Consider the following 17,988-nt stretch of genomic DNA (forward strand, 5'->3'; position numbering starts at 1 on the left):
GAGCAACGTCGGCCTGTCCCGCGCCCGTCGACGCGGCCCGGAGGTCACGCCCCCGGGCGCACGTCCGTCACGTCGTCGGGCGCACGGCCGTCGTCACGCCGTCGGACGCACGGCCGTCACGTCGAGCAGCCGGTAGCGGTCGACGGCCTGCTTGAGCACCGACCGGTCGACCTTCCCCAGCCGGGCCAGCTCCGTCAGCACCGCCACCACGATCGACTCCGCGTCGATGTGGAAGTACCGCCGCGCCGCCGCACGGGTGTCGGCGAAGCCGAAGCCGTCGGCCCCCAGCGACTGATACGGGCCCGGCACCCAGCGGGCGATCTGGTCCGGAACCGAGCGCATCCAGTCGGACACGGCCACGAACGGACCCTCGGCGCCGCTCAGCTTCCGCGTCACCCACGGCACCCGCTGCTCCTCCTCCGGGTGCAGCAGATTGTGCTCCTCACAGGCCACCGCCTCGCGGCGCAGTTCGTTCCACGAGGTTGCCGACCACACGTCCGCCCGGACGTCCCACTCCTCGGCGAGGATCCGCTGCGCCTCCAGCGCCCACGGCACCGCCACGCCCGAGGCCAGGATCTGCGCCGGGAGCCGGCCGGCGGTGCCGGGAGCGATGCGGTGCAGGCCCTGGAGGATGCCCTCGACGTCGACGTCGGGCGGCTCGGCGGGCTGCCGGATCGGCTCGTTGTAGACGGTGAGGTAGTAGAAGACGTCCTCCCCGTGCGGGTGGCCCGGGTTCACGTCCTCGCCGCCGTACATCCGGCGCAGGCCGTCCCGCACGATGTGCGCGATCTCGTACGCGTACGCCGGGTCGTACGCCACGCACGCCGGGTTGGTGGAGGCGAGCAGCTGGGAGTGGCCGTCGGCGTGCTGCAGCCCCTCCCCGGTCAGGGTCGTACGGCCCGCGGTCGCACCGAGGACGAATCCGCGCGCCAGCTGGTCGGCCATCTGCCAGAACTGATCGCCGGTGCGCTGGAAACCGAACATCGAGTAGAAGACGTACACCGGGATCAGATGCTCGCCGTGCGTGGCGTACGCCGAGCCCGCCGCGATCGTGGAGGCCATGCAGCCCGCCTCGGAGATGCCGTCGTGCAGCATCTGGCCGGTCGGCGACTCCTTGTAGGCGAGCAGCAGATCGCGGTCCACCGACTCGTACTGCTGGCCCAGCGGGTTGTAGATCTTCGCGCTCGGGAAGAAGGAGTCCATGCCGAACGTGCGGTACTCGTCCGGCGCGATCAGCACGAACCGCCGCCCGATCTCCTCGTCCCGCATCAGGTCCTTCAGCAGCCGGACGAAGGCCATGGTGGTGGCGACGGCCTGCTGTCCCGAGCCCTTCCTCACGGTCGCGTACGCCGCATCGCCCGGCAGGGAGAGCGGCCTGGCGCGCACGACCCTCGTGGGCACGTAGCCGCCCAGCTGCCTGCGGCGGTCGTGCATGTACTGGATCTCCTCGCTGTCCCGGCCCGGGTGGTAGTACGGCGGCGGGCCGGACTCCAGCGCCCGGTCGGAGATCGGCAGATGCAGCCGGTCCCGGAAGTGCTTGAGGTCGTCGACCGTCAGCTTCTTCATCTGGTGGGTGGCGTTGCGGCCCTCGAAGTTCGGGCCCAGCGTCCAGCCCTTGACCGTCTTGGCCAGGATGACCGTCGGCTGCCCCTTGTGCTCCAGGGCCGCCTTGTAGGCCGCGTAGATCTTCCGGTGGTCGTGACCGCCCCGGCCCAGGTGCAGGATCTGCTGGTCGGTCATGTGCTCGACCATCGCGCGCAGCCGGTGGTCGTCGCCGAAGAAGTGCTCGCGGATGTAGGCGCCGGACTCGGTGGCGTAGGTCTGGAAGGCGCCGTCCGGGGTGGTGTTCATCTTGTTGACCAGCACCCCGTCGCGGTCCTGGGCCAGCAGCGGGTCCCAGGTGCGGTCCCAGATCAGCTTGATCACGTTCCAGCCGGCGCCGCGGAAGACCGACTCCAGCTCCTGGATGATCTTGCCGTTGCCGCGCACCGGACCGTCCAGGCGCTGCAGATTGCAGTTGACCACGAAGGTCAGGTTGTCCAGGCCCTCGCGGGCCGCGAGGGTCAGCTGGCCCAGCGCCTCCGGCTCGTCCATCTCGCCGTCGCCGAGGAAGGCCCACACGTGCGAGCCGGAGGTGTCGGCGATGCCGCGCGCGTGCAGGTAGCGGTTCATCCGGGCCTGGTAGATCGCCGCGATCGGGCCGAGGCCCATGGAGACCGTCGGGAACTCCCAGAAGTCCGGCATCGAGCGCGGGTGCGGATAGCTGGACAGCCCGAAGGGCGCCTTGGACTTCTCCTGGCGGAAGCCGTCCAGGTGCTGCTCGGTGAGCCGGTCCAGCAGGTAGGCGCGCGCGTAGATGCCCGGCGAGGCGTGCCCCTGGAAGAAGACCTGGTCGCCGCCGCGGCCGTCGTCCTTGCCCCGGAAGAAGTGGTTGAAGCCCACGTCGTACAGCGACGCGGAGGAGGCGAAGGTGGCGATGTGGCCGCCCACGCCGATGCCCGGGCGCTGGGCGCGGGAGACCATCACCGCGGCGTTCCAGCGGGTGGCGTTGAGGATCTTGCGCTCGATCTCCTCGTTGCCCGGGAAGAACGGTTCGTTCGCGGTCGGGATCGTGTTGACGTAGTCGGTGCTGCGCATCTCCGGCACGGCCACGCGCCGCTCCCGGGCGCGTTCGATCAGCCGGAGCATGAGGTAGCGGGCCCGCTCCCGGCCTCGCTCGTCGACGGCGGCGTCGAGCGAGGCGAGCCATTCCTGGGTCTCCTCGGGGTCGAAGTCAGGAACCTGACTCGGCAGGCCGCCAATGATGATCGGGTTTCGATCGGATCCGGAAGCCACGCTGATCCTCACCTGTCAGAAGGGCTGACATACATGCGGCGTTTATGGGCTTTTCTGGGCTCTTTCGGGCTCTCGGCGCGGTGTCCCGCGTGCGTCATGTGGTTCGACCGGTTTGCCGGACTGTGTCCGTGTCGTTCCCCATCGTGTACCTGGGGCGTGGAGAACGTCATCTTTACCCGGGAGTAGTGGGGGGAATCGTCCCTGATGTCCGCCCGCCGGCGGGGGTCGAACGCACAAAACCGGGCAGAAGGGTGTGGTGTGCATCACGGCTGATCGCGATACCGTGTCAGGAGTTGCGGCGACACAGCCGGGAACGTCACCGTTTCGGCGGCCCGGACCGCCGGGTACTTGCGCGATCCGGCCCGCCCGTGTGGACTACGGCCAATGCTTCGCGCACGCGCGTGGCTGAAGACTCATTTCGCAACACCATCAGGAGGCAACCCGTGAGCGCGACCGCGGACCACGCGGAGGAGCGGACGAACCCGGCCGCCAGGCTGGGGTTCCGGCCCGGGCAGGTGGTCCAGGAGATCGGCTACGACGACGACGTCGACCAGGAGCTCCGCGAGGCCATCGAGGACGCGATCGGCAGCGAGCTGGTCGACGAGGACTACGACGACGTGGCCGACGCCGTGGTGCTGTGGTTCCGCGACGAGGACGGCGACCTGACGGACGCGCTGGTCGACGCCACCACCTACGTCGATGAGGGTGGCGCCATCCTGCTCCTCACCCCGAAGACGGGCCGCGAGGGGTACGTCGAGCCGAGCGACATCTCCGAAGCCGCGACGACGGCGGGCCTGACGGCCAGCAAGAGCTTCAGCGTCGGCAAGGACTGGACCGCGAGCCGGCTGGCGACCCCGAAGGCGGCCAAGTCCAAGAAGTAGGCCGGTCCGGCCCGGACACCGGACGTCGCGCCCGGCGGCCCGATGCGGCCCCGGTGCGCCTGCGGCCCGCCCGGGCACGGGAAGCGCTCCCGTGCCCGGGTCAGGGCACCTCCTGCCCCGGGGTGCCCGCCTTCCCTCATCGCGCCGGACCGCCGCCCCGTGCCGCACCCTGGGTGAGCCGGCGGGGACGGGGCGTGCGCGGGGGCGCGCCGGACCCTGCGTAGGGTGGATCTCACCCGAACAGTCCCGCAGAAGGGAAGATCAGGACCATGGCGATCCAGGTCGGTGACAAGGCCCCCGACTTCGAGCTCAAGGACAACCACGGCCGCACCGTGAAGCTGTCCGACTTCCGCGGCGAGAAGAACGTGGTGCTGCTCTTCTACCCGTTCGCCTTCACCGGCGTGTGCACCGGTGAGCTGTGCGCCCTGCGCGACAACCTGCCGAAGTTCGTCAACGACGACACCCAGCTGCTCGCCGTCTCCAACGACTCCATCCACACCCTGCGCGTCTTCGCCGAGCAGGAGAACCTGGAGTACCCGCTGCTGAGCGACTTCTGGCCGCACGGCGACGTCTCGCGCGCCTACGGCGTCTTCGACGAGGACAAGGGGTGCGCCGTGCGCGGGACCTTCATCATCGACAAGGAGGGCGTCGTGCGCTGGACGGTGGTCAACGACCTGCCGGACGCGCGGGACCTGAACGACTACGTCAAGGCGCTCGAGACCCTCTGAGCCGGTGCGCCGACACCTCCGACGTGTCGGCTCCCGCGATCTGCCGGGGGCGGGAACCCGTCACTAGGATCGACACGTTGATCCCATATCCGATGCACGACGACGGGGCTCCCCGCCCCCGGACACAGATGGAGGACTCGTGGGAGTCAGCCTCAGCAAGGGCGGCAACGTATCACTGACGAAGGAGGCTCCGGGCCTCACCGCCATCGTCGTCGGTCTGGGGTGGGACGTCCGCACCACGACCGGCACCGACTTCGACCTCGACGCCAGCGCGCTGCTGCTGAACAGCTCCGGCAAGGTCGTCAGCGACCAGCACTTCGTCTTCTTCAACAACCTCAAGAGCCCGGACGGCTCGGTGGAGCACACCGGCGACAACCTCACCGGTGAGGGCGAGGGCGACGACGAACAGATCAAGGTGAACCTCGCCGCCGTCCCGGCCGAGGTCGACAAGATCGTCTTCCCTGTGTCCATCTACGACGCCGAGAACCGCCAGCAGTCCTTCGGCCAGGTCCGCAACGCGTTCATCCGCGTGGTCAACCAGGCCAACGGGCAGGAGATCGCCCGCTACGACCTCAGCGAGGACGCCTCCACCGAGACCGCCATGGTCTTCGGCGAGGTGTACCGGCACGGCGCGGAGTGGAAGTTCCGCGCCATCGGCCAGGGCTACGCCTCCGGCCTGCGCGGCATCGCGCAGGACTTCGGCGTCAACGTCTGAGCCAGCGCACCCGTACCCTCGCGCCTCGTACCGTCCGGCGCCGCGCGTCCGTCCGCGCGGCGCCGGACGGTGCATCGCCAAGGGAGCGCACGACCACGACCGGCACCATCCCGGGGAGGGACCAGAACATGGGCGTCACGCTCGCCAAGGGAGGCAACGTCTCCCTGTCCAAGGCCGCACCCGATCTGACCAATGTGATGGTCGGACTCGGCTGGGACGCGCGCTCCACCACCGGCGCACCCTTCGACCTGGACGCCAGCGCACTGCTGTGCTCGGCGAACAACCGGGTCCTCGGCGACGAGTGGTTCATCTTCTACAACCAGCTCACCAGCCCCGACGGCTCGGTGGAGCACACCGGCGACAACCTCACCGGCGAGGGCGAGGGCGACGACGAATCGATCCTGGTCGACCTCACCAAGGTGCCGCCGCAGTGCGAGAAGATCGTCTTCACGGTCTCGATCCACATGGCCGACGAGCGCGGCCAGACCTTCGGACAGGTCTCCAACGCGTTCATCCGTGTCGTCAACCAGGCCGACGGCCAGGAACTCGCCCGCTACGACCTCAGCGAGGACGCCTCCACCGAAACCGCGATGATCTTCGGTGAGCTGTACCGCTATCACGGGGAATGGAAGTTCCGGGCCGTGGGACAGGGGTACGCGTCCGGTCTGCGCGGAATCGCTCTAGACTTCGGAGTCAATGTTTCGTGAAGCCGGGTACGGCGACGGGGGAGCCCCCGTGCAGATACGGATTGGGTAGCCAGTGCTTCTGAAAACCTTCGGGTGGTCGTTCGCGATCACCGCACTCGGCCTGGTCGCGGCAGCCTTCTACGGGGGGTGGACCGCCTTCGGCGTGGTGGCGATCCTCGCCGTTCTGGAGATCTCCCTGTCGTTCGACAACGCGGTGGTCAACGCCGGGATCCTGAAGAAGATGAATGCCTTCTGGCAGAAGATCTTCCTCACCATCGGTGTGCTGATCGCCGTCTTCGGCATGCGGTTGATCTTTCCCGTCGTCATCGTCGCCATCAGTGCCCATATGGGGCCCGTCGAGGCCGTCGATCTGGCGATCAACAACAAGGACCGCTATCAGGAGCTGGTGACCGACGCCCATCCCGCGATCGCGGCGTTCGGCGGGATGTTCCTGCTGATGATCTTCCTCGACTTCCTCTTCGAGGAACGGGACATCCAGTGGCTGCGCTGGATCGAGCGGCCGCTGGCCAAGCTCGGCAAGGTCGACATGCTGTCGGTCTGCATCTCGCTGATCGTCCTGCTGATCGCCTCCTTCACCGTCGCCACCCACGCCCACCAGCACGGCGGCGCACACATCGACAAGGCGCAGACGGTGCTCATCGCCGGCATCGCGGGCCTGATCACCTACATGGTCGTCGGCGGCCTGTCCGGCTACTTCGAGGACCGGCTGGAGGAAGAGGAGGAACGCGAGCACGAGGAGGAGGAAGCCGCCGCCCGCAGCGGCAAGCCGCGCTCGGCGGTGAAGCTGGCCGGCCAGGCCGCCTTCTTCATGTTCCTGTACCTGGAGGTCCTGGACGCCTCCTTCTCCTTCGACGGGGTCATCGGCGCCTTCGCCATCACCAACGACATCGTGCTCATGGCCCTCGGCCTCGGCATCGGCGCGATGTACGTCCGCTCCCTGACGGTCTACCTGGTCCGCCAGGGCACGCTCGACGACTACGTCTACCTGGAGCACGGCGCCCACTACGCCATCGGTGCCCTGGCGGTGATCCTGCTGGTCACCATCCAGTACCAGATCAACGAGGTGATCACCGGCCTGGTCGGCGTGGTCCTGATCGCCTGGTCCTTCTTCTCCTCCGTCCGCCGCAACCGCGCCCTGGCCGCCGCCGAGGCGCGGGCGACCGGCTCCGGGGAGAAGGCCGAGGTCTCCGCACCGCTGTAGGACCTGCGCCGACGTGGCCGGTGCCACACGGGCGGGGTGCCCGCGCGGGGTGTGACCGGCCCCGGGACGAGGAACGCTTACCCACGGGCGGCCGGCCCCGACACGGGGCCGGCCGCCCGGTCCGGTGTGTCAGCGGGACGGCGAAAGCGGTGAAGGCAGGGGCGGGACATGGGACTCTTCGACGGTCTGCTGGGCGGGCGCGCCGCCGCGTTCGACTCGGGCAACGCCGCGTCCAGCTCCATCGAGCTGACCAAACGGCACCGTCAGGTGTCGCTGACCAAGCAGGGCGCGGCCTCCGGGCATCTGCGCATCAACCTCAGCTGGCGGATGCGTACCTCCGACATCGGCGGCCCCGTACGGGAGAGCCTGCTGCGGCACCCCCTGAAGGCGCTGAAACCGCCGGAGGTCATGGGGCACGGCCAGTCCATGGTCAACGTCGACCTCGACCTCGGCTGCCTGTACGAGCTGGCGGACGGCACCAAGGGCGTCGTCCAGCCGCTCGGCGACCTCCTCGGCGACGTCAACGCGCCGCCGTACATCAAGCTCAGCGGGGACGACCGGTTCGGTTCGGGCTCCGGTGAGACGATGCACATCAACCTCGACCACCGCGAGGACTTCAAGCGGCTGCTGGTCTTCGTCTACATCTACGACCAGACGCCCGCCTTCGACCGCACCCAAGCGGTCGTCACGCTCTACCCGAGCGCCGGCCCGCGCATCGAGATCGGCCTCGACGAGCGCCAGCCCCAGGCCCGCTCCTGCGCGGTGGTCCTGATCGAGAACGTCAAGGGCGAGATCATCATCCGCCGCGAGGTGAAGTTCGTCTACGGCTTCCAGGCCGAACTGGACCGCCTGTACGGGTGGGGCCTGCAGTGGGGTCGGGGCTACAAGACGAAGGCGTAGGCGTCGTGGGACGAAGGCGCAGGGCGTCCCGTGGCCCCGGCCCGTGCCGGGGTCAGCGCCCGATGAACTGCGGCCCCATCGGCGGCAGCCGGAACCCGGGGTCCGGGGGACCGGCCACCGGCTGCGGGTAGCCGTACCCCGTCCCCGCTCCGGCCGCCGCGGGCCGCGGATAGGCCTGCGCCGGATGCGGATACCCGTAGGCCGGCTGCGTCACCGGAGTCGCCGGGACCGGCTGCTGCGGCGGCAGCGGCTGGTCCGGAACCGGCTGCTCCGGCGGCAGGGGCTGGTCCGGGGCCGGCTGCTCGGGCGGCAGCGACTGGTCCGGGGCCGGGACCGGCTGCTCCGGAGGCAGCGGCTGCGCCACCGTCGGTGCCGTGGCGGACACGGCGGGCGCGCCGGAGGAGTCGGCGTCGGCGTCGGCGGCGCCCTCCTCGGTCTCGTCCACCGAGATCCCGTAGTCCGTCGCCAGGCCCTTGAGCCCGTCGGAGTAGCCCTCGCCCAGCGCCCGGAACTTCCAGCCCTCGCCGCGCCGGTACAGCTCGCCGCAGATCAGCGCCGTCTCCTCGCCGGTCTCGGGCGTGACCTCGAAGTACGCCAGCGGCTCGGCATCGGCGAGCGCCGCGTCGTACAGCTCGATGCGCAGGTCGGTGACGCGGTCGAAGGCGACGTCGTCCGTGGAGGCGACCAGCAGGATCCGCCCGACGTCCGGCTCGACGTCGTCGAGATCCGCCTGGATCGTGTCGGTCAGGCCCTCGGCGCCCTGCTGCTTGCCGAGCCGCCACACCTTCCCGGAGGGATGGTGCGGCTGGTTGTAGAAGACGAAGTCCTCGTCGGAGCGCACCCGGCCGTCGGGGCCGAGCAGCAGGGCCGAGGCGTCGACGTCCGGCACGCCCGTGTGCGGCGTCCAGCGCACGACGGCCCGCACCGTGGCGGCCTCCAGCGGGACGTTCGACCCCTTCAGCATCGCGTGCGTCATGCGATCATCCTGCCTGCTCGGGCCTGATCACGACAATGCGGGGGCGCCGTGGCGCCGGCCCGCCCGACGGGTACCGGTCACCCGCGCTTCACGCCCCGTGGGAACCGCGGACGCCGGATGCTACGTACTATTACCGGCCACCTTTCTCCTCGCCGGCGCCGACGCCGGACCACGAGGCATCACCACGGGGGAGTCCCATGCGTCACTTCGGCCACCTCAGCCCTGAGGTGCGCAAGCGTCTGTTCCATCAGGAGCCCGCGGAGTTCACCGCCGACTCCCCGGCCAGGCTGCTCTCCGCGGCCCTGGGGGCCACCCTCTACAGCCCGGCCACCCGGCCGCACCTGGCCGACGACATCCTCAAACAGGCCGCGCGCGGCGTGGTGTCGATGGTGCTCTGCCTGGAGGACTCCATCGACGACGCGGACGTGCCCCGGGCCGAGGAGAACCTCGTCACACAGCTCACGGACCTCACCGCCCGCCGCAAGGCCGCACCCGCGGCACCATTGCCGCTGCTGTTCGTGCGGGTGCGCACCCCGGAGCAGATCACCGACCTGGTGCGGCGCCTGGGCCCGGCGGTGCGGCTGCTGTCCGGTTTCGTGCTGCCCAAGTTCACCGAGGAGCGCGGCCTGCCGTTCCTGGAGGCGGTGCAGGCGGCCGAGACGGCGAGCGGGCGGCGGCTGTTCGCCATGCCGGTCCTGGAGTCCCCCGAACTGCTCTACCGGGAGACCCGGGTGGAGACCCTGGAGGGCATCTACCGCGCCGTCGACAAGTACCGGGACCGGGTGCTGGCGCTGCGCCTGGGCGTGACCGACTTCTGCTCCTCCTACGGGCTGCGCAGAACCCCGGACATGACGGCCTACGACATACAGGTCGTCGCCTCCGTGATCGCCGACGTGGTCAACATGCTCGGCCGGGCCGACGGCACCGGCTTCACCGTCACCGGGCCGGTGTGGGAGTACTTCGGCAGGCGCACCCGGATGTTCAAGCCCCAGCTGCGGCAGTCCCCGTTCGTCGAGGTGCAGGCGGCCGAGCTGCGCGACCGGCTGATCGAGCGGGCCATGGACGGGCTGCTGCGGGAGATCTCCCTGGACCAGGCCAACGGACTGCTCGGCAAGACCTGCATCCACCCCACCCATGTCCTGCCGGTCCACGCGCTGTCGGTGGTCAGCCACGAGGAGTTCAGCGACGCCGTGGACATCCTGCGGCCGGAGCGCTGCGGCGGAGGCGTGCTGCGGTCGGCGTACACCAACAAGATGAACGAGGTCAAGCCGCACCGCGCCTGGGCTGAAAGGATTCTGCTGCGTGCCGAGGCCTTCGGGGTCGCCCGGGAGGACATCGGCTTCGTGGACCTGCTCGCCGCGGGCGCACCCGAGTGACCTGTCGCCCGCAGGACGGCCGACGGGACGTCCCGGACCCGGCCCAGAACGCCCCTTCCCCCGCACGCCCACTCACCACAAGGAACGCATGAACGACGAAGTCAACGACCACGTCTGGTCCGGCAGCTGGGTCGCCGAGCGGCTCGGCGTCGAGCTGACCGGCGACGCGGAACTGAAGCGGCTGCTGGGACTGGCGCTGCGCCGCAACCCCCGGCGGGCGCATCTGCTGGTGTCGAACGTGCTGGGCAAACATGTGCCGCAGTCGCCGTCCGTGGTCCACGAGCACGGGGTGGCGCTGGGCCGCCGGGTGCGCGATCTGCTGGGCGCCGAGGAGGCCGCCGCGGCGGTGGTCCTCGGGTACGCCGAGACGGCGACCGGCCTGGGCCACTCGGTCGCCGACGGTCTGGGCCGCGTGCCGTATCTGCACTCCACGCGCCGTGCCGTCCCCGGCGTCGCCCCGGCGGGCGGCTTCGAGGAGTCCCACTCGCACGCCACCTCCCATCTGCTGCTGCCGGAGGACCCCGCGCTGCTGGCCGGCGACGGGCCGCTGGTGCTGGTGGACGACGAGTTCTCCACCGGCAACACGGTGCTGAACACCGTCCGCGCGCTGCACGCCCGCCATCCGCGCCGCCGCTATGTGGTGGTCGCGCTGGTCGACACCCGCTCCGCGGACGACGCCGCCCGCCTGGAGGACTTCGCCCGGGAGATCGGCGCCCGCGTCGACCTGGTCGCGACCGCCTCGGGCTCGGTCCGCCTGCCCGAGGACGTGCTGGTCCGCGGCGGTGAGCTGGTCGCCCGGTACGAGGGCGAGAGCGCGGCGCCGGCCGGGACGACGGCTCCCGGCGGCACCGCCGGGCCCGTCCGTGTCGACCTGGGCTGGCCGCAGGGGCTCCCGGACGGCGGCCGGCACGGGTTCCTGCCCGAGCACCGCGAGCGGCTGGAGCGGGCGCTGCCCGCGATGGCCGCCCGGGTGGCCGGGGCGCTGCCCGCGCATGCCCGGCGGGTGCTGGTGCTGGGCTTCGAGGAACTGATGTACGCCCCGCTGCGGCTGGCGGAGGAGCTGGAGCGGACCCTGCACGCCGAGGTGCGCTACTCGACCACCACCCGCTCGCCCGTCCTCGCGGTCGACGACCCCGGCTACGCGATCCGCACCCGGCTGGTCTTCCCCGCGCACGACGACCCGTCCGACGGGCCCGGGGAACGCTACGCCTACAACGTGGCCGGCGGCGGCTTCGACGCCGTCGTCGCGGTGGTCGACTCGGTCGCCGACACCCCGCACCTGCACGCCCCCGACGGCCTGCTCGCCCGGCTGGGCGCACACGTCCCGCACGTGGTGCTGGCCGTGGTGCCCTCCTACGTCCCCGCCACCGCACAGCGCACCCGCCCTCGCCGCAAGGATGCCGCCCTGCTGCCCGATCCTCTGCGCGGACCCGCGTTCTCCTCCTACGCGCCCGAGGAGGTCGGCTGGCTGCTGCAGGACCTGTCCGAGGTGACGCTGGAGGCGCCGACCGAGGAGCGCGAGGAGGCCATCCAGAACGGCGGTGCGCACTACGCCGAGTCGCTGCCGGTGGAGTACCAGCCCACCGAGGAGTACCAGCGGCTGTTCCACAGCGCCCTGGCCGCCTCCGCCGACCGGCTCGCCCTGGCCGTCGGCACGGTCACCGAGACCGTGCTCGCCGAGCGGTCGCCGCGGCCCGTGCTGGTGTCGCTGGCCCGGGCCGGCACCCCGGTCGGGATCCTGATGCGCCGCTGGGCCCGCTTCCGGCACGGCCTGGACCTGCCGCACTACGCGGTGTCCATCGTGCGCGGCCGCGGCATCGACGCCAACGCGCTGCGCTGGCTGACCGCCCACCACGACCCGGCCGACGTCGTCTTCGTGGACGGCTGGACCGGCAAGGGCGCCATCACCCGTGAACTCGCCCAGGCACTGCGGGACTTCGTGAGCGAGACGGGCATCACCGGCTTCGACCCCGAGATCGCGGTGCTCGCCGACCCGGGCTCGTGCGTGCGCACCCACGGCACCCGGGACGACTTCCTCATCCCCTCCGCCTGCCTCAACTCCACCGTCTCCGGGCTGATCTCGCGCACCGTGCTGCGCGCGGACCTGGTCGGACCGCACGACTTCCACGGCGCCAAGTTCTACCGGGAGCTGGCGGACGCCGATGTGTCGAACCTCTTCCTGGACACCGTCTCCGGCCGCTTCGCCGAGGTCGCGGACGCCGCCGGGACGGCCGCCAAGGAGCTGCTGTCGGCCGACCGCACCCCCACCTGGGCGGGCTGGGCCGCGGTGGAACGGATCAGCGAGGAGTACGGCATCCACGACGTGAACCTGGTCAAGCCGGGCGTGGGGGAGACCACCCGGGTGCTGCTGCGCCGGGTGCCGTGGCAGATCCTCGCCCGCACGGGCGCCGGCCGGGAGCTGGACCACATCCGGCTGCTGGCCGAGCAGCGCGGGGTCCCGGTGCGGGAGGTCGACGGTCTGCCGTACTCCTGCGTCGGGCTGATCCACCCGCGCTACACGCGCGGGGCGACCGGTGCCGACGGCCGGGCGGTGAGGTGCTGATGCCGGCGCTGGTGGCCAGCGACCTGGACCGGACGCTCATCTACTCGGCCGCGGCCCTTCAGCTGCCCGGGCGGCCCGGGCCGGACGCGCCCGGCGGTGAGGCAGCCCCGGCGCCCCGGCTGCTGTGCGTGGAGCTGTACGAGGGCGAGCCGCTGTCGTATGTGACACAGACCGCCGCGGACCTGCTGCGGGAGCTGGCCGAGACGGCGGTGTTCGTGCCGACGACGACCCGCACCCGCGCCCAGTACCGGAGGATCTCGCTGCCGGGACCGGCGCCGCGGTACGCGGTGTGCGCCAACGGCGGTCATCTGCTGGTGGACGGGGAGTCCGACCCCGAGTGGCAGCGGCAGGTGCGGGAGCTGCTGGCCGACCGGTGCGCGCCGCTCGCCGAGGTCCGCGAGCATCTGCGGCGCACCGCCGACGACGCGTGGGTGCGCACACTGCGGGTGGCCGAGGAGCTGTTCGTCTACCTGGTCGTCGACCGGGAACAGGTGCCCGAGACCTGGGTGAAGGACCTCGGCGTGTGGGCCGGGGAGCGCGGCTGGACGGTCTCGTTGCAGGGACGCAAGGTCTACGCCGTGCCGCAGCCGCTCACCAAGAGCGCCGCCGTCCGCGAGGTGGCGCGCCGCACCGGTGCCGGGCCGGTGCTCGGCGCGGGCGACTCGCTGCTGGACGCGGATCTGCTGCTGGCCGCGGACCGTGCCTGGCGTCCCGGCCATGGCGAACTGGCCGCCACCGGCTGGACGGCACCGGGCGTCACCGCTCTGGACGAGCGCGGGGTGCTGGCCGGGGAGCGGATCGTGCGGGAGTTCCTGCGGGCCGCCCGGGCGCACCGGTAGGGCGTGCCGCCGGTCCCGTCACAACCGGGGCGCACCGGCGGCGGTGACGGCGGGTCAGCCGCCGCAGCAGCCACCCCCGCAGCAGCCGCCCCCGCCGCCTCGGGACGAGGGCGCGGAGGCCGGGGAGGCGGTGCCGCCGACCGCGACCGTGGACAGCAGCTTCACCGTGTCGTCGTGCCCGGCGGGGCAGGTCGCCGGAGCGCCGGACTCGGCCATGGGGCGGCTCAGTTCGAACGTGTCACCGCAGCTGCGGCACCGGTACTCGTAGCGAGGCATGAGGCCAGATTAACGGCCGTGACCGGGCCCACAGCCCGATGTGCACCCCGGGTGTTCGGTTCTGTCCCGTTCTCCTGCGGAGAAAGTGAAAAGACGGCTGATAATTTTGTGTAGCCGCGAGGTCCGGGAAGCGGCTGGGAGCAGGGGGGGCTGGCGGCCGCGTCCGCGGCGGCTGTGTCGACCCGCGCGAGCATGACGGAGTGCGGAGGGAGACGCGGTCGTGACCGAACCAGGGCAGGAGGAGAGCCTTCCGGGAGAGGGTCTCCGGGCCGGCGGACACGACGGCATACCGGACCGCGACTCCTTCGGACTGCCCGCGGACGAGACGATGCGGCTGAACGTGGCCGCCCTGCGCACGTCCGGCGGTTCCGGCCGCGCGGCCCGGCCGGAGGGGACGGCGCCCGAGGACTCCGGCGCCCCGCGCCCCGACGAGACCATGCAGCTGCGGGCCCTCCGCCCGTCCGGCGCTTCCTCCGACAGCGGTCGGCCCACGGGGGCGCGCCGGCGCGGCAAGCGCCGCCGTGCCGCCGCGCAGCCCACCGCGCTCGCCCGGCCGACCGGCCCGGCCGGCCGGGCCCTGGCCCCGCTCGCACGGCGCCTGGCCCCGCTCGCCGCCGTGCTCGCGCCGTACGCCCGCAAGCTGAAACCCGCCTACCCGCGGCCCGGCCGCACCGGCTGGCGCCGCTGGCTGCCCTCGTGGCGGCAGTGGCTGGGCGGTGCCCTCGGCGCGATGGGCCTGACCGGCGTGTTCCTGGTCGTCGCCTACGCCGCCACGGACATCCCGCAGAACCTCAACAGCTACGCCACCCAGCAGGACAACGTCTACTTCTGGTCGGACGGCACGCCGATGGCCCGCACCGGCTGGGTGCAGCGCCAGGCCATGCCGCTGAAGGACATCCCGCCGAACGTGCGCTGGGCGGTGCTCGCCGCGGAGAACGAGACCTTCTACACCGACCCCGGCATCTCTCTCAAAGGCATCACCCGCGCCCTGTGGCGCACCCTCGGCCGGGGCGACACCGAGGGCGGCTCCACCATCACCCAGCAGTACGTCAAGAACGTCTACCTGAACCAGGACCGCACCCTCACCCGCAAGCTCACCGAGGCGATGATCGCGCTGAAGCTCGACAACGCGATGAGCAAGGACGAGATCCTGGAGGGCTATCTGAACACCAGCTGGTTCGGCCGCGGCACCTACGGCATCCAGCGCGCCGCGCAGGCCTACTACGGCAAGGACGTCGGTGAACTCACCACCAGCGAGGCGGCGTTCCTCGCCTCGCTGCTCAAGGGCGCCGGCCTGTACGACCCGACGCTGAGCAAGGCCAACCACGACCGGGCCGTGGAACGGTGGAACTGGATCCTCGACCGCATGGTCAAGATAGGCAAGCTCTCCCCGCAGGAGCGCGCGACGTACACCGCGTTCCCCGAGCCGCTGGAGAGCAACCCGCTGTACGACACCGGCCAGCAGAGCGACTACCTGGTCGAACTCGCCGCGCAGTACGCCAAGAAGGCCGCCCACCTGTCCGACAAGGACTTCGACCTGGGTGGCTACCAGATCTACACGACCTTCGACCGCGCCCGGGAGGACACCCTCACCGAGGCCGTCACCGCCGCCCGCGAGAAGGCGCAGGCCGACGAGCCGGACCTGGCGAAGACCGCCCACTACGGCGCCGCCTCCGTGGCCGCCGACGGGCGCATCCTCGCCGTCTACGGCGGCCCCGACCACCGCAAGCAGGGCTTCAACGAGTCCAACGCCACCACCGTGCCCGCCGGTTCGGCCTTCCAGCCGTTCGTGTACGCCGCCGGCCTGCAGCACGGCGTCGTCAAGAAACGGGACGTGCCCCGTTCGCAGATCGGCCCGGACACCGTCTACGACGGCGACGACGGCGTGCCCGTCACCACCCCCGAGGGCCCCTACTGGGACCGCAGCGGCCGCAAGGTCGCCGCCCACAACGACGACGGGAAGGACTGGGGGAAGATCACCTTGCGCGAGGCGCTCGCGCACTCGGTGAACACCCCGTTCATGCAGCTGGGCATGGACACCGGCCTGGACAAGGTCAAGCAGACCGCCGTGGCCTGCGGACTGCTCGGCTCCAGCATGGGACCGCAGGTGCCCGCGCTGTCCACGGGCAGCTCCACCCCCAGCGCCATCCGCATGGCCAGCGGCTACGCCACCTTCGCCGCCGACGGCATGCACACCGAGCCGTACTCGGTGCGCCGGATCACCCGCAACGGCTCCGCGGTGCCGCTGGACGCCCCGGCGTCCAGCCGCGCCGTGGACGCACGGGTGGCCCGGCAGGTCACCGACGCCCTCGCCGACTCCTTCGCCCTCGCCCACCCCGGCGCCGCGCCCCAGGGCACCCGGCCGGCCGGCAAGCCGGGCACCACCGAGAACGACACCGCCGCCTGGTACGCGGGCACCGTCGGACCGGTGTCCACGGCGGTCGTCGTCTACCGCATGGATCTGGCCGAGTCGCTGGAGCCGCTGCCGCTGAAGGGCCTGGCCGGCACGCCGGCCCACAGCGTGCCCTACACGATCTGGTCCGGCGCCATGGCACCGCTCGGCTGACCCCCGGCGCCGGCGGCACCGCCGCCGTCCCCGCACCCGCACCCACGCCCGCCGTCCCCTCCCAGATACGAGCCGCCCATGACCACATCGCACCGCCACCGGGCCCGCCGCCGTCGCCGCTCCTTCCGCCGCCCCGGCCGGGGCGTCCTCACCCTCGCGGCCCTGCTCGTCGTCGCCTCCGTGGTGGCCGGTTTCCTCGTGCTGACCCGGCCGGACTCCACCACCCCCACCGCGTCCGCGGGGGACAAGGGCGCCGAGAACACCGGTGCCTCGCCCGGGCCGGGCAAGGAGCCCGAGTGGGACGGCAAGCCCCGCGTCCTGGGCGACGGTTCGACCTCCTACACCGGCCCGCAGAAGGGCACGCTGAAGCCGCAGCCGCTCAAGCCCGGTGAGAAACCGCCCCAGTTCGTGGTCTTCTCCTGGGACGGCGCCCTGGAGGGCAGCGATCACCTGTTCTCGCACTACCGGGAGCTGGCCAAGGAGAACGACGCCCACATGACCTTCTTCCTCACGGGCATCTACCTGCTGCCCAAGAGCAAGAAGGCCCTGTACCACGGGCCCATGCACTCCCCGGGGGACGCCGCGATCGACTACCCCACCGACGAGCACATCCGCACCACCCTGGAGCAGCTGCGCCTCGCCTACGAAGAGGGCAACGACATCGGCACCCACTTCAACGGCCACTTCTGCGGCGAGAAGGGCGGCGGCGACTGGAGCGTGCAGGAGTGGAAGAGCGAGATCGACCAGTTCTTCGACTTCGTGGAGCACTGGAAGACCAACACCGGCTTCACCGACATCGCGCCGCTGCCCTTCGACTTCAAGAAGGTCGTCACCGGCGGCCGCGCGCCCTGCCTGGAGGGCCAGCCCAACCTGCTGAAGGCCATCAAGAGCTACGGCTGGCGCTACGACGCCTCCTCGCCCGGCGACTTCCAGATATGGCCGACGAAGAAGGACGGCATCTGGGACTTCCCGCTGCAGATGCTGCCCTACGAGGACGGCAAGTTCCAGGGCCTGTCCATGGACTTCAACTTCCTCTACAACCAGTCCGACGGCGAGACCCAGGGCGATCCGGCCAAGTACCCCGAGTGGGAGAAGACGACCGTCGACTCCTACATGGCCGGCTTCAACCGGGTCTACTACGGCAGCCGGGCCCCGCTGTTCATCGGCAACCACTTCGAGGACTGGAACGGCGGCATCTACATGAAGGCCGTCGACCAGGTCGTGAAGAACGTGTGCACCAAACCCGACGTGAAGTGCGTGTCGTTCAAGGAGCTGGCCGACTGGCTGGATGCGCAGGATCCTGCCAACCTGCAGCGGCTGCGCGCCCTGGACCCGGCACAGTCCCCGGACTGGTCCACCGTCATCAAGTAGGTTCGGCCGCCCCCGTGTTGACGTGTCCTCACCCTCTTCACACCCGGCGCACGG

At 71.1% G+C, this 17,988-nt stretch carries 14 protein-coding genes; 11 read left to right on the forward strand and 3 right to left on the reverse strand.

Annotated elements, in window-relative coordinates; translation table 11 throughout:
- Nucleotides 1–93 precede the first annotated feature (93 nt).
- The gene (gene aceE / locus OG899_RS18960; protein WP_125497573.1) at nucleotides 94–2,835 is read right to left on the reverse strand and encodes a pyruvate dehydrogenase (acetyl-transferring), homodimeric type; all 2,742 of its coding nucleotides are present in this window, start codon (nucleotides 2,833–2,835) and stop codon (nucleotides 94–96) included.
- Between the two features lie 443 nt (nucleotides 2,836–3,278).
- Between aceE and OG899_RS18965 the strand changes: the two genes are divergently transcribed.
- The 6 genes from OG899_RS18965 to OG899_RS18990 all read left to right on the forward strand — a co-directional run bounded on the left by OG899_RS18965 (nucleotide 3,279) and on the right by OG899_RS18990 (nucleotide 7,967).
- Nucleotides 3,279–3,716 (forward strand): DUF3052 domain-containing protein, encoded by a 438-nt coding sequence (locus tag OG899_RS18965; protein ID WP_168131083.1) that lies wholly within the window; start codon nucleotides 3,279–3,281, stop codon nucleotides 3,714–3,716.
- 269 nt (nucleotides 3,717–3,985) lie between these two features.
- On the forward strand, nucleotides 3,986–4,444 hold the full coding sequence (locus tag OG899_RS18970; RefSeq protein WP_125497571.1) for a peroxiredoxin: 459 nt from the start codon (nucleotides 3,986–3,988) through the stop codon (nucleotides 4,442–4,444).
- Between the two features lie 139 nt (nucleotides 4,445–4,583).
- The gene (locus tag OG899_RS18975) at nucleotides 4,584–5,159 is read left to right on the forward strand and encodes a TerD family protein (protein WP_125497570.1); all 576 of its coding nucleotides are present in this window, start codon (nucleotides 4,584–4,586) and stop codon (nucleotides 5,157–5,159) included.
- A 128-nt stretch (nucleotides 5,160–5,287) separates the two neighbouring features.
- On the forward strand, nucleotides 5,288–5,866 hold the full coding sequence (locus tag OG899_RS18980) for a TerD family protein (protein ID WP_125497569.1): 579 nt from the start codon (nucleotides 5,288–5,290) through the stop codon (nucleotides 5,864–5,866).
- A 52-nt stretch (nucleotides 5,867–5,918) separates the two neighbouring features.
- A complete protein-coding gene (locus OG899_RS18985) occupies nucleotides 5,919–7,067 on the forward strand; it encodes a DUF475 domain-containing protein (RefSeq protein WP_125497568.1) in 1,149 nt (382 codons plus the stop codon).
- 168 nt (nucleotides 7,068–7,235) lie between these two features.
- Nucleotides 7,236–7,967 (forward strand): Tellurium resistance, encoded by a 732-nt coding sequence (locus OG899_RS18990; RefSeq protein WP_125497567.1) that lies wholly within the window; start codon nucleotides 7,236–7,238, stop codon nucleotides 7,965–7,967.
- Between the two features lie 52 nt (nucleotides 7,968–8,019).
- Here OG899_RS18990 and OG899_RS18995 read toward each other — a convergent pair whose 3' ends face one another.
- Complete coding sequence (locus OG899_RS18995; RefSeq protein WP_125497566.1) at nucleotides 8,020–8,943, reverse strand: TerD family protein; 924 nt, start codon at nucleotides 8,941–8,943, stop codon at nucleotides 8,020–8,022.
- Between the two features lie 197 nt (nucleotides 8,944–9,140).
- On the opposite strand from OG899_RS18995, the gene OG899_RS19000 reads away from it, so the two are divergent.
- The 3 genes from OG899_RS19000 (at nucleotide 9,141) to OG899_RS19010 (ending at nucleotide 13,721) form a co-directional block, all read left to right on the forward strand.
- The gene (locus tag OG899_RS19000) at nucleotides 9,141–10,319 is read left to right on the forward strand and encodes an HpcH/HpaI aldolase/citrate lyase family protein (protein WP_125497565.1); all 1,179 of its coding nucleotides are present in this window, start codon (nucleotides 9,141–9,143) and stop codon (nucleotides 10,317–10,319) included.
- A gap of 88 nt (nucleotides 10,320–10,407) precedes the next feature.
- A complete protein-coding gene (locus OG899_RS19005; RefSeq protein WP_189427519.1) occupies nucleotides 10,408–12,882 on the forward strand; it encodes a phosphoribosyltransferase in 2,475 nt (824 codons plus the stop codon).
- Nucleotides 12,882–13,721 carry an HAD family hydrolase gene (locus OG899_RS19010; RefSeq protein ID WP_189427520.1) on the forward strand — a complete coding sequence of 280 codons (840 nt, stop codon included), beginning with the start codon at nucleotides 12,882–12,884 and terminating at the stop codon, nucleotides 13,719–13,721. The genes OG899_RS19005 and OG899_RS19010 overlap by 1 nt, the downstream gene beginning before the upstream one ends.
- Before the next feature lie 54 nt (nucleotides 13,722–13,775).
- Here OG899_RS19010 and OG899_RS19015 read toward each other — a convergent pair whose 3' ends face one another.
- Nucleotides 13,776–13,997: a zinc ribbon domain-containing protein gene (locus OG899_RS19015; protein ID WP_125497562.1), complete on the reverse strand. Its 222-nt coding sequence runs from the start codon at nucleotides 13,995–13,997 to the stop codon at nucleotides 13,776–13,778.
- A gap of 328 nt (nucleotides 13,998–14,325) precedes the next feature.
- Between OG899_RS19015 and OG899_RS19020 the strand changes: the two genes are divergently transcribed.
- Nucleotides 14,326–16,563 carry a transglycosylase domain-containing protein gene (locus tag OG899_RS19020; protein ID WP_189427568.1) on the forward strand — a complete coding sequence of 746 codons (2,238 nt, stop codon included), beginning with the start codon at nucleotides 14,326–14,328 and terminating at the stop codon, nucleotides 16,561–16,563.
- A gap of 78 nt (nucleotides 16,564–16,641) precedes the next feature.
- Entirely contained in the window at nucleotides 16,642–17,934 is a 1,293-nt protein-coding gene (locus tag OG899_RS19025; protein WP_168131086.1) for a hypothetical protein, read from the forward strand.
- Nucleotides 17,935–17,988: the final 54 nt, after the last annotated feature.

This window comes from Streptomyces thermoviolaceus (assembly GCF_045209695.1).
In the GTDB taxonomy this organism is placed as follows: Bacteria; Actinomycetota; Actinomycetes; order Streptomycetales; family Streptomycetaceae; genus Streptomyces; species Streptomyces thermoviolaceus.

Excerpts from the sequence above, each read along its gene's own strand:
- OG899_RS18995 (WP_125497566.1), bottom strand. The coding sequence starts at position 8,943 with ATGACGCACGCGATGCTGAAGGGGTCGAACGTCCCGCTGGAGGCCGCC.
- OG899_RS19015 (WP_125497562.1), bottom strand. The coding sequence starts at position 13,997 with ATGCCTCGCTACGAGTACCGGTGCCGCAGCTGCGGTGACACGTTCGAA.
- OG899_RS18990 (WP_125497567.1), top strand. The coding sequence starts at position 7,236 with ATGGGACTCTTCGACGGTCTGCTGGGCGGGCGCGCCGCCGCGTTCGAC.
- OG899_RS19000 (WP_125497565.1), top strand. The coding sequence starts at position 9,141 with ATGCGTCACTTCGGCCACCTCAGCCCTGAGGTGCGCAAGCGTCTGTTC.
- OG899_RS18980 (WP_125497569.1), top strand. The coding sequence starts at position 5,288 with ATGGGCGTCACGCTCGCCAAGGGAGGCAACGTCTCCCTGTCCAAGGCC.
- OG899_RS19025 (WP_168131086.1), top strand. The coding sequence starts at position 16,642 with ATGACCACATCGCACCGCCACCGGGCCCGCCGCCGTCGCCGCTCCTTC.
- OG899_RS18970 (WP_125497571.1), top strand. The coding sequence starts at position 3,986 with ATGGCGATCCAGGTCGGTGACAAGGCCCCCGACTTCGAGCTCAAGGAC.
- OG899_RS19010 (WP_189427520.1), top strand. The coding sequence starts at position 12,882 with ATGCCGGCGCTGGTGGCCAGCGACCTGGACCGGACGCTCATCTACTCG.
- OG899_RS19005 (WP_189427519.1), top strand. The coding sequence starts at position 10,408 with ATGAACGACGAAGTCAACGACCACGTCTGGTCCGGCAGCTGGGTCGCC.
- OG899_RS19020 (WP_189427568.1), top strand. The coding sequence starts at position 14,326 with ATGCGGCTGAACGTGGCCGCCCTGCGCACGTCCGGCGGTTCCGGCCGC.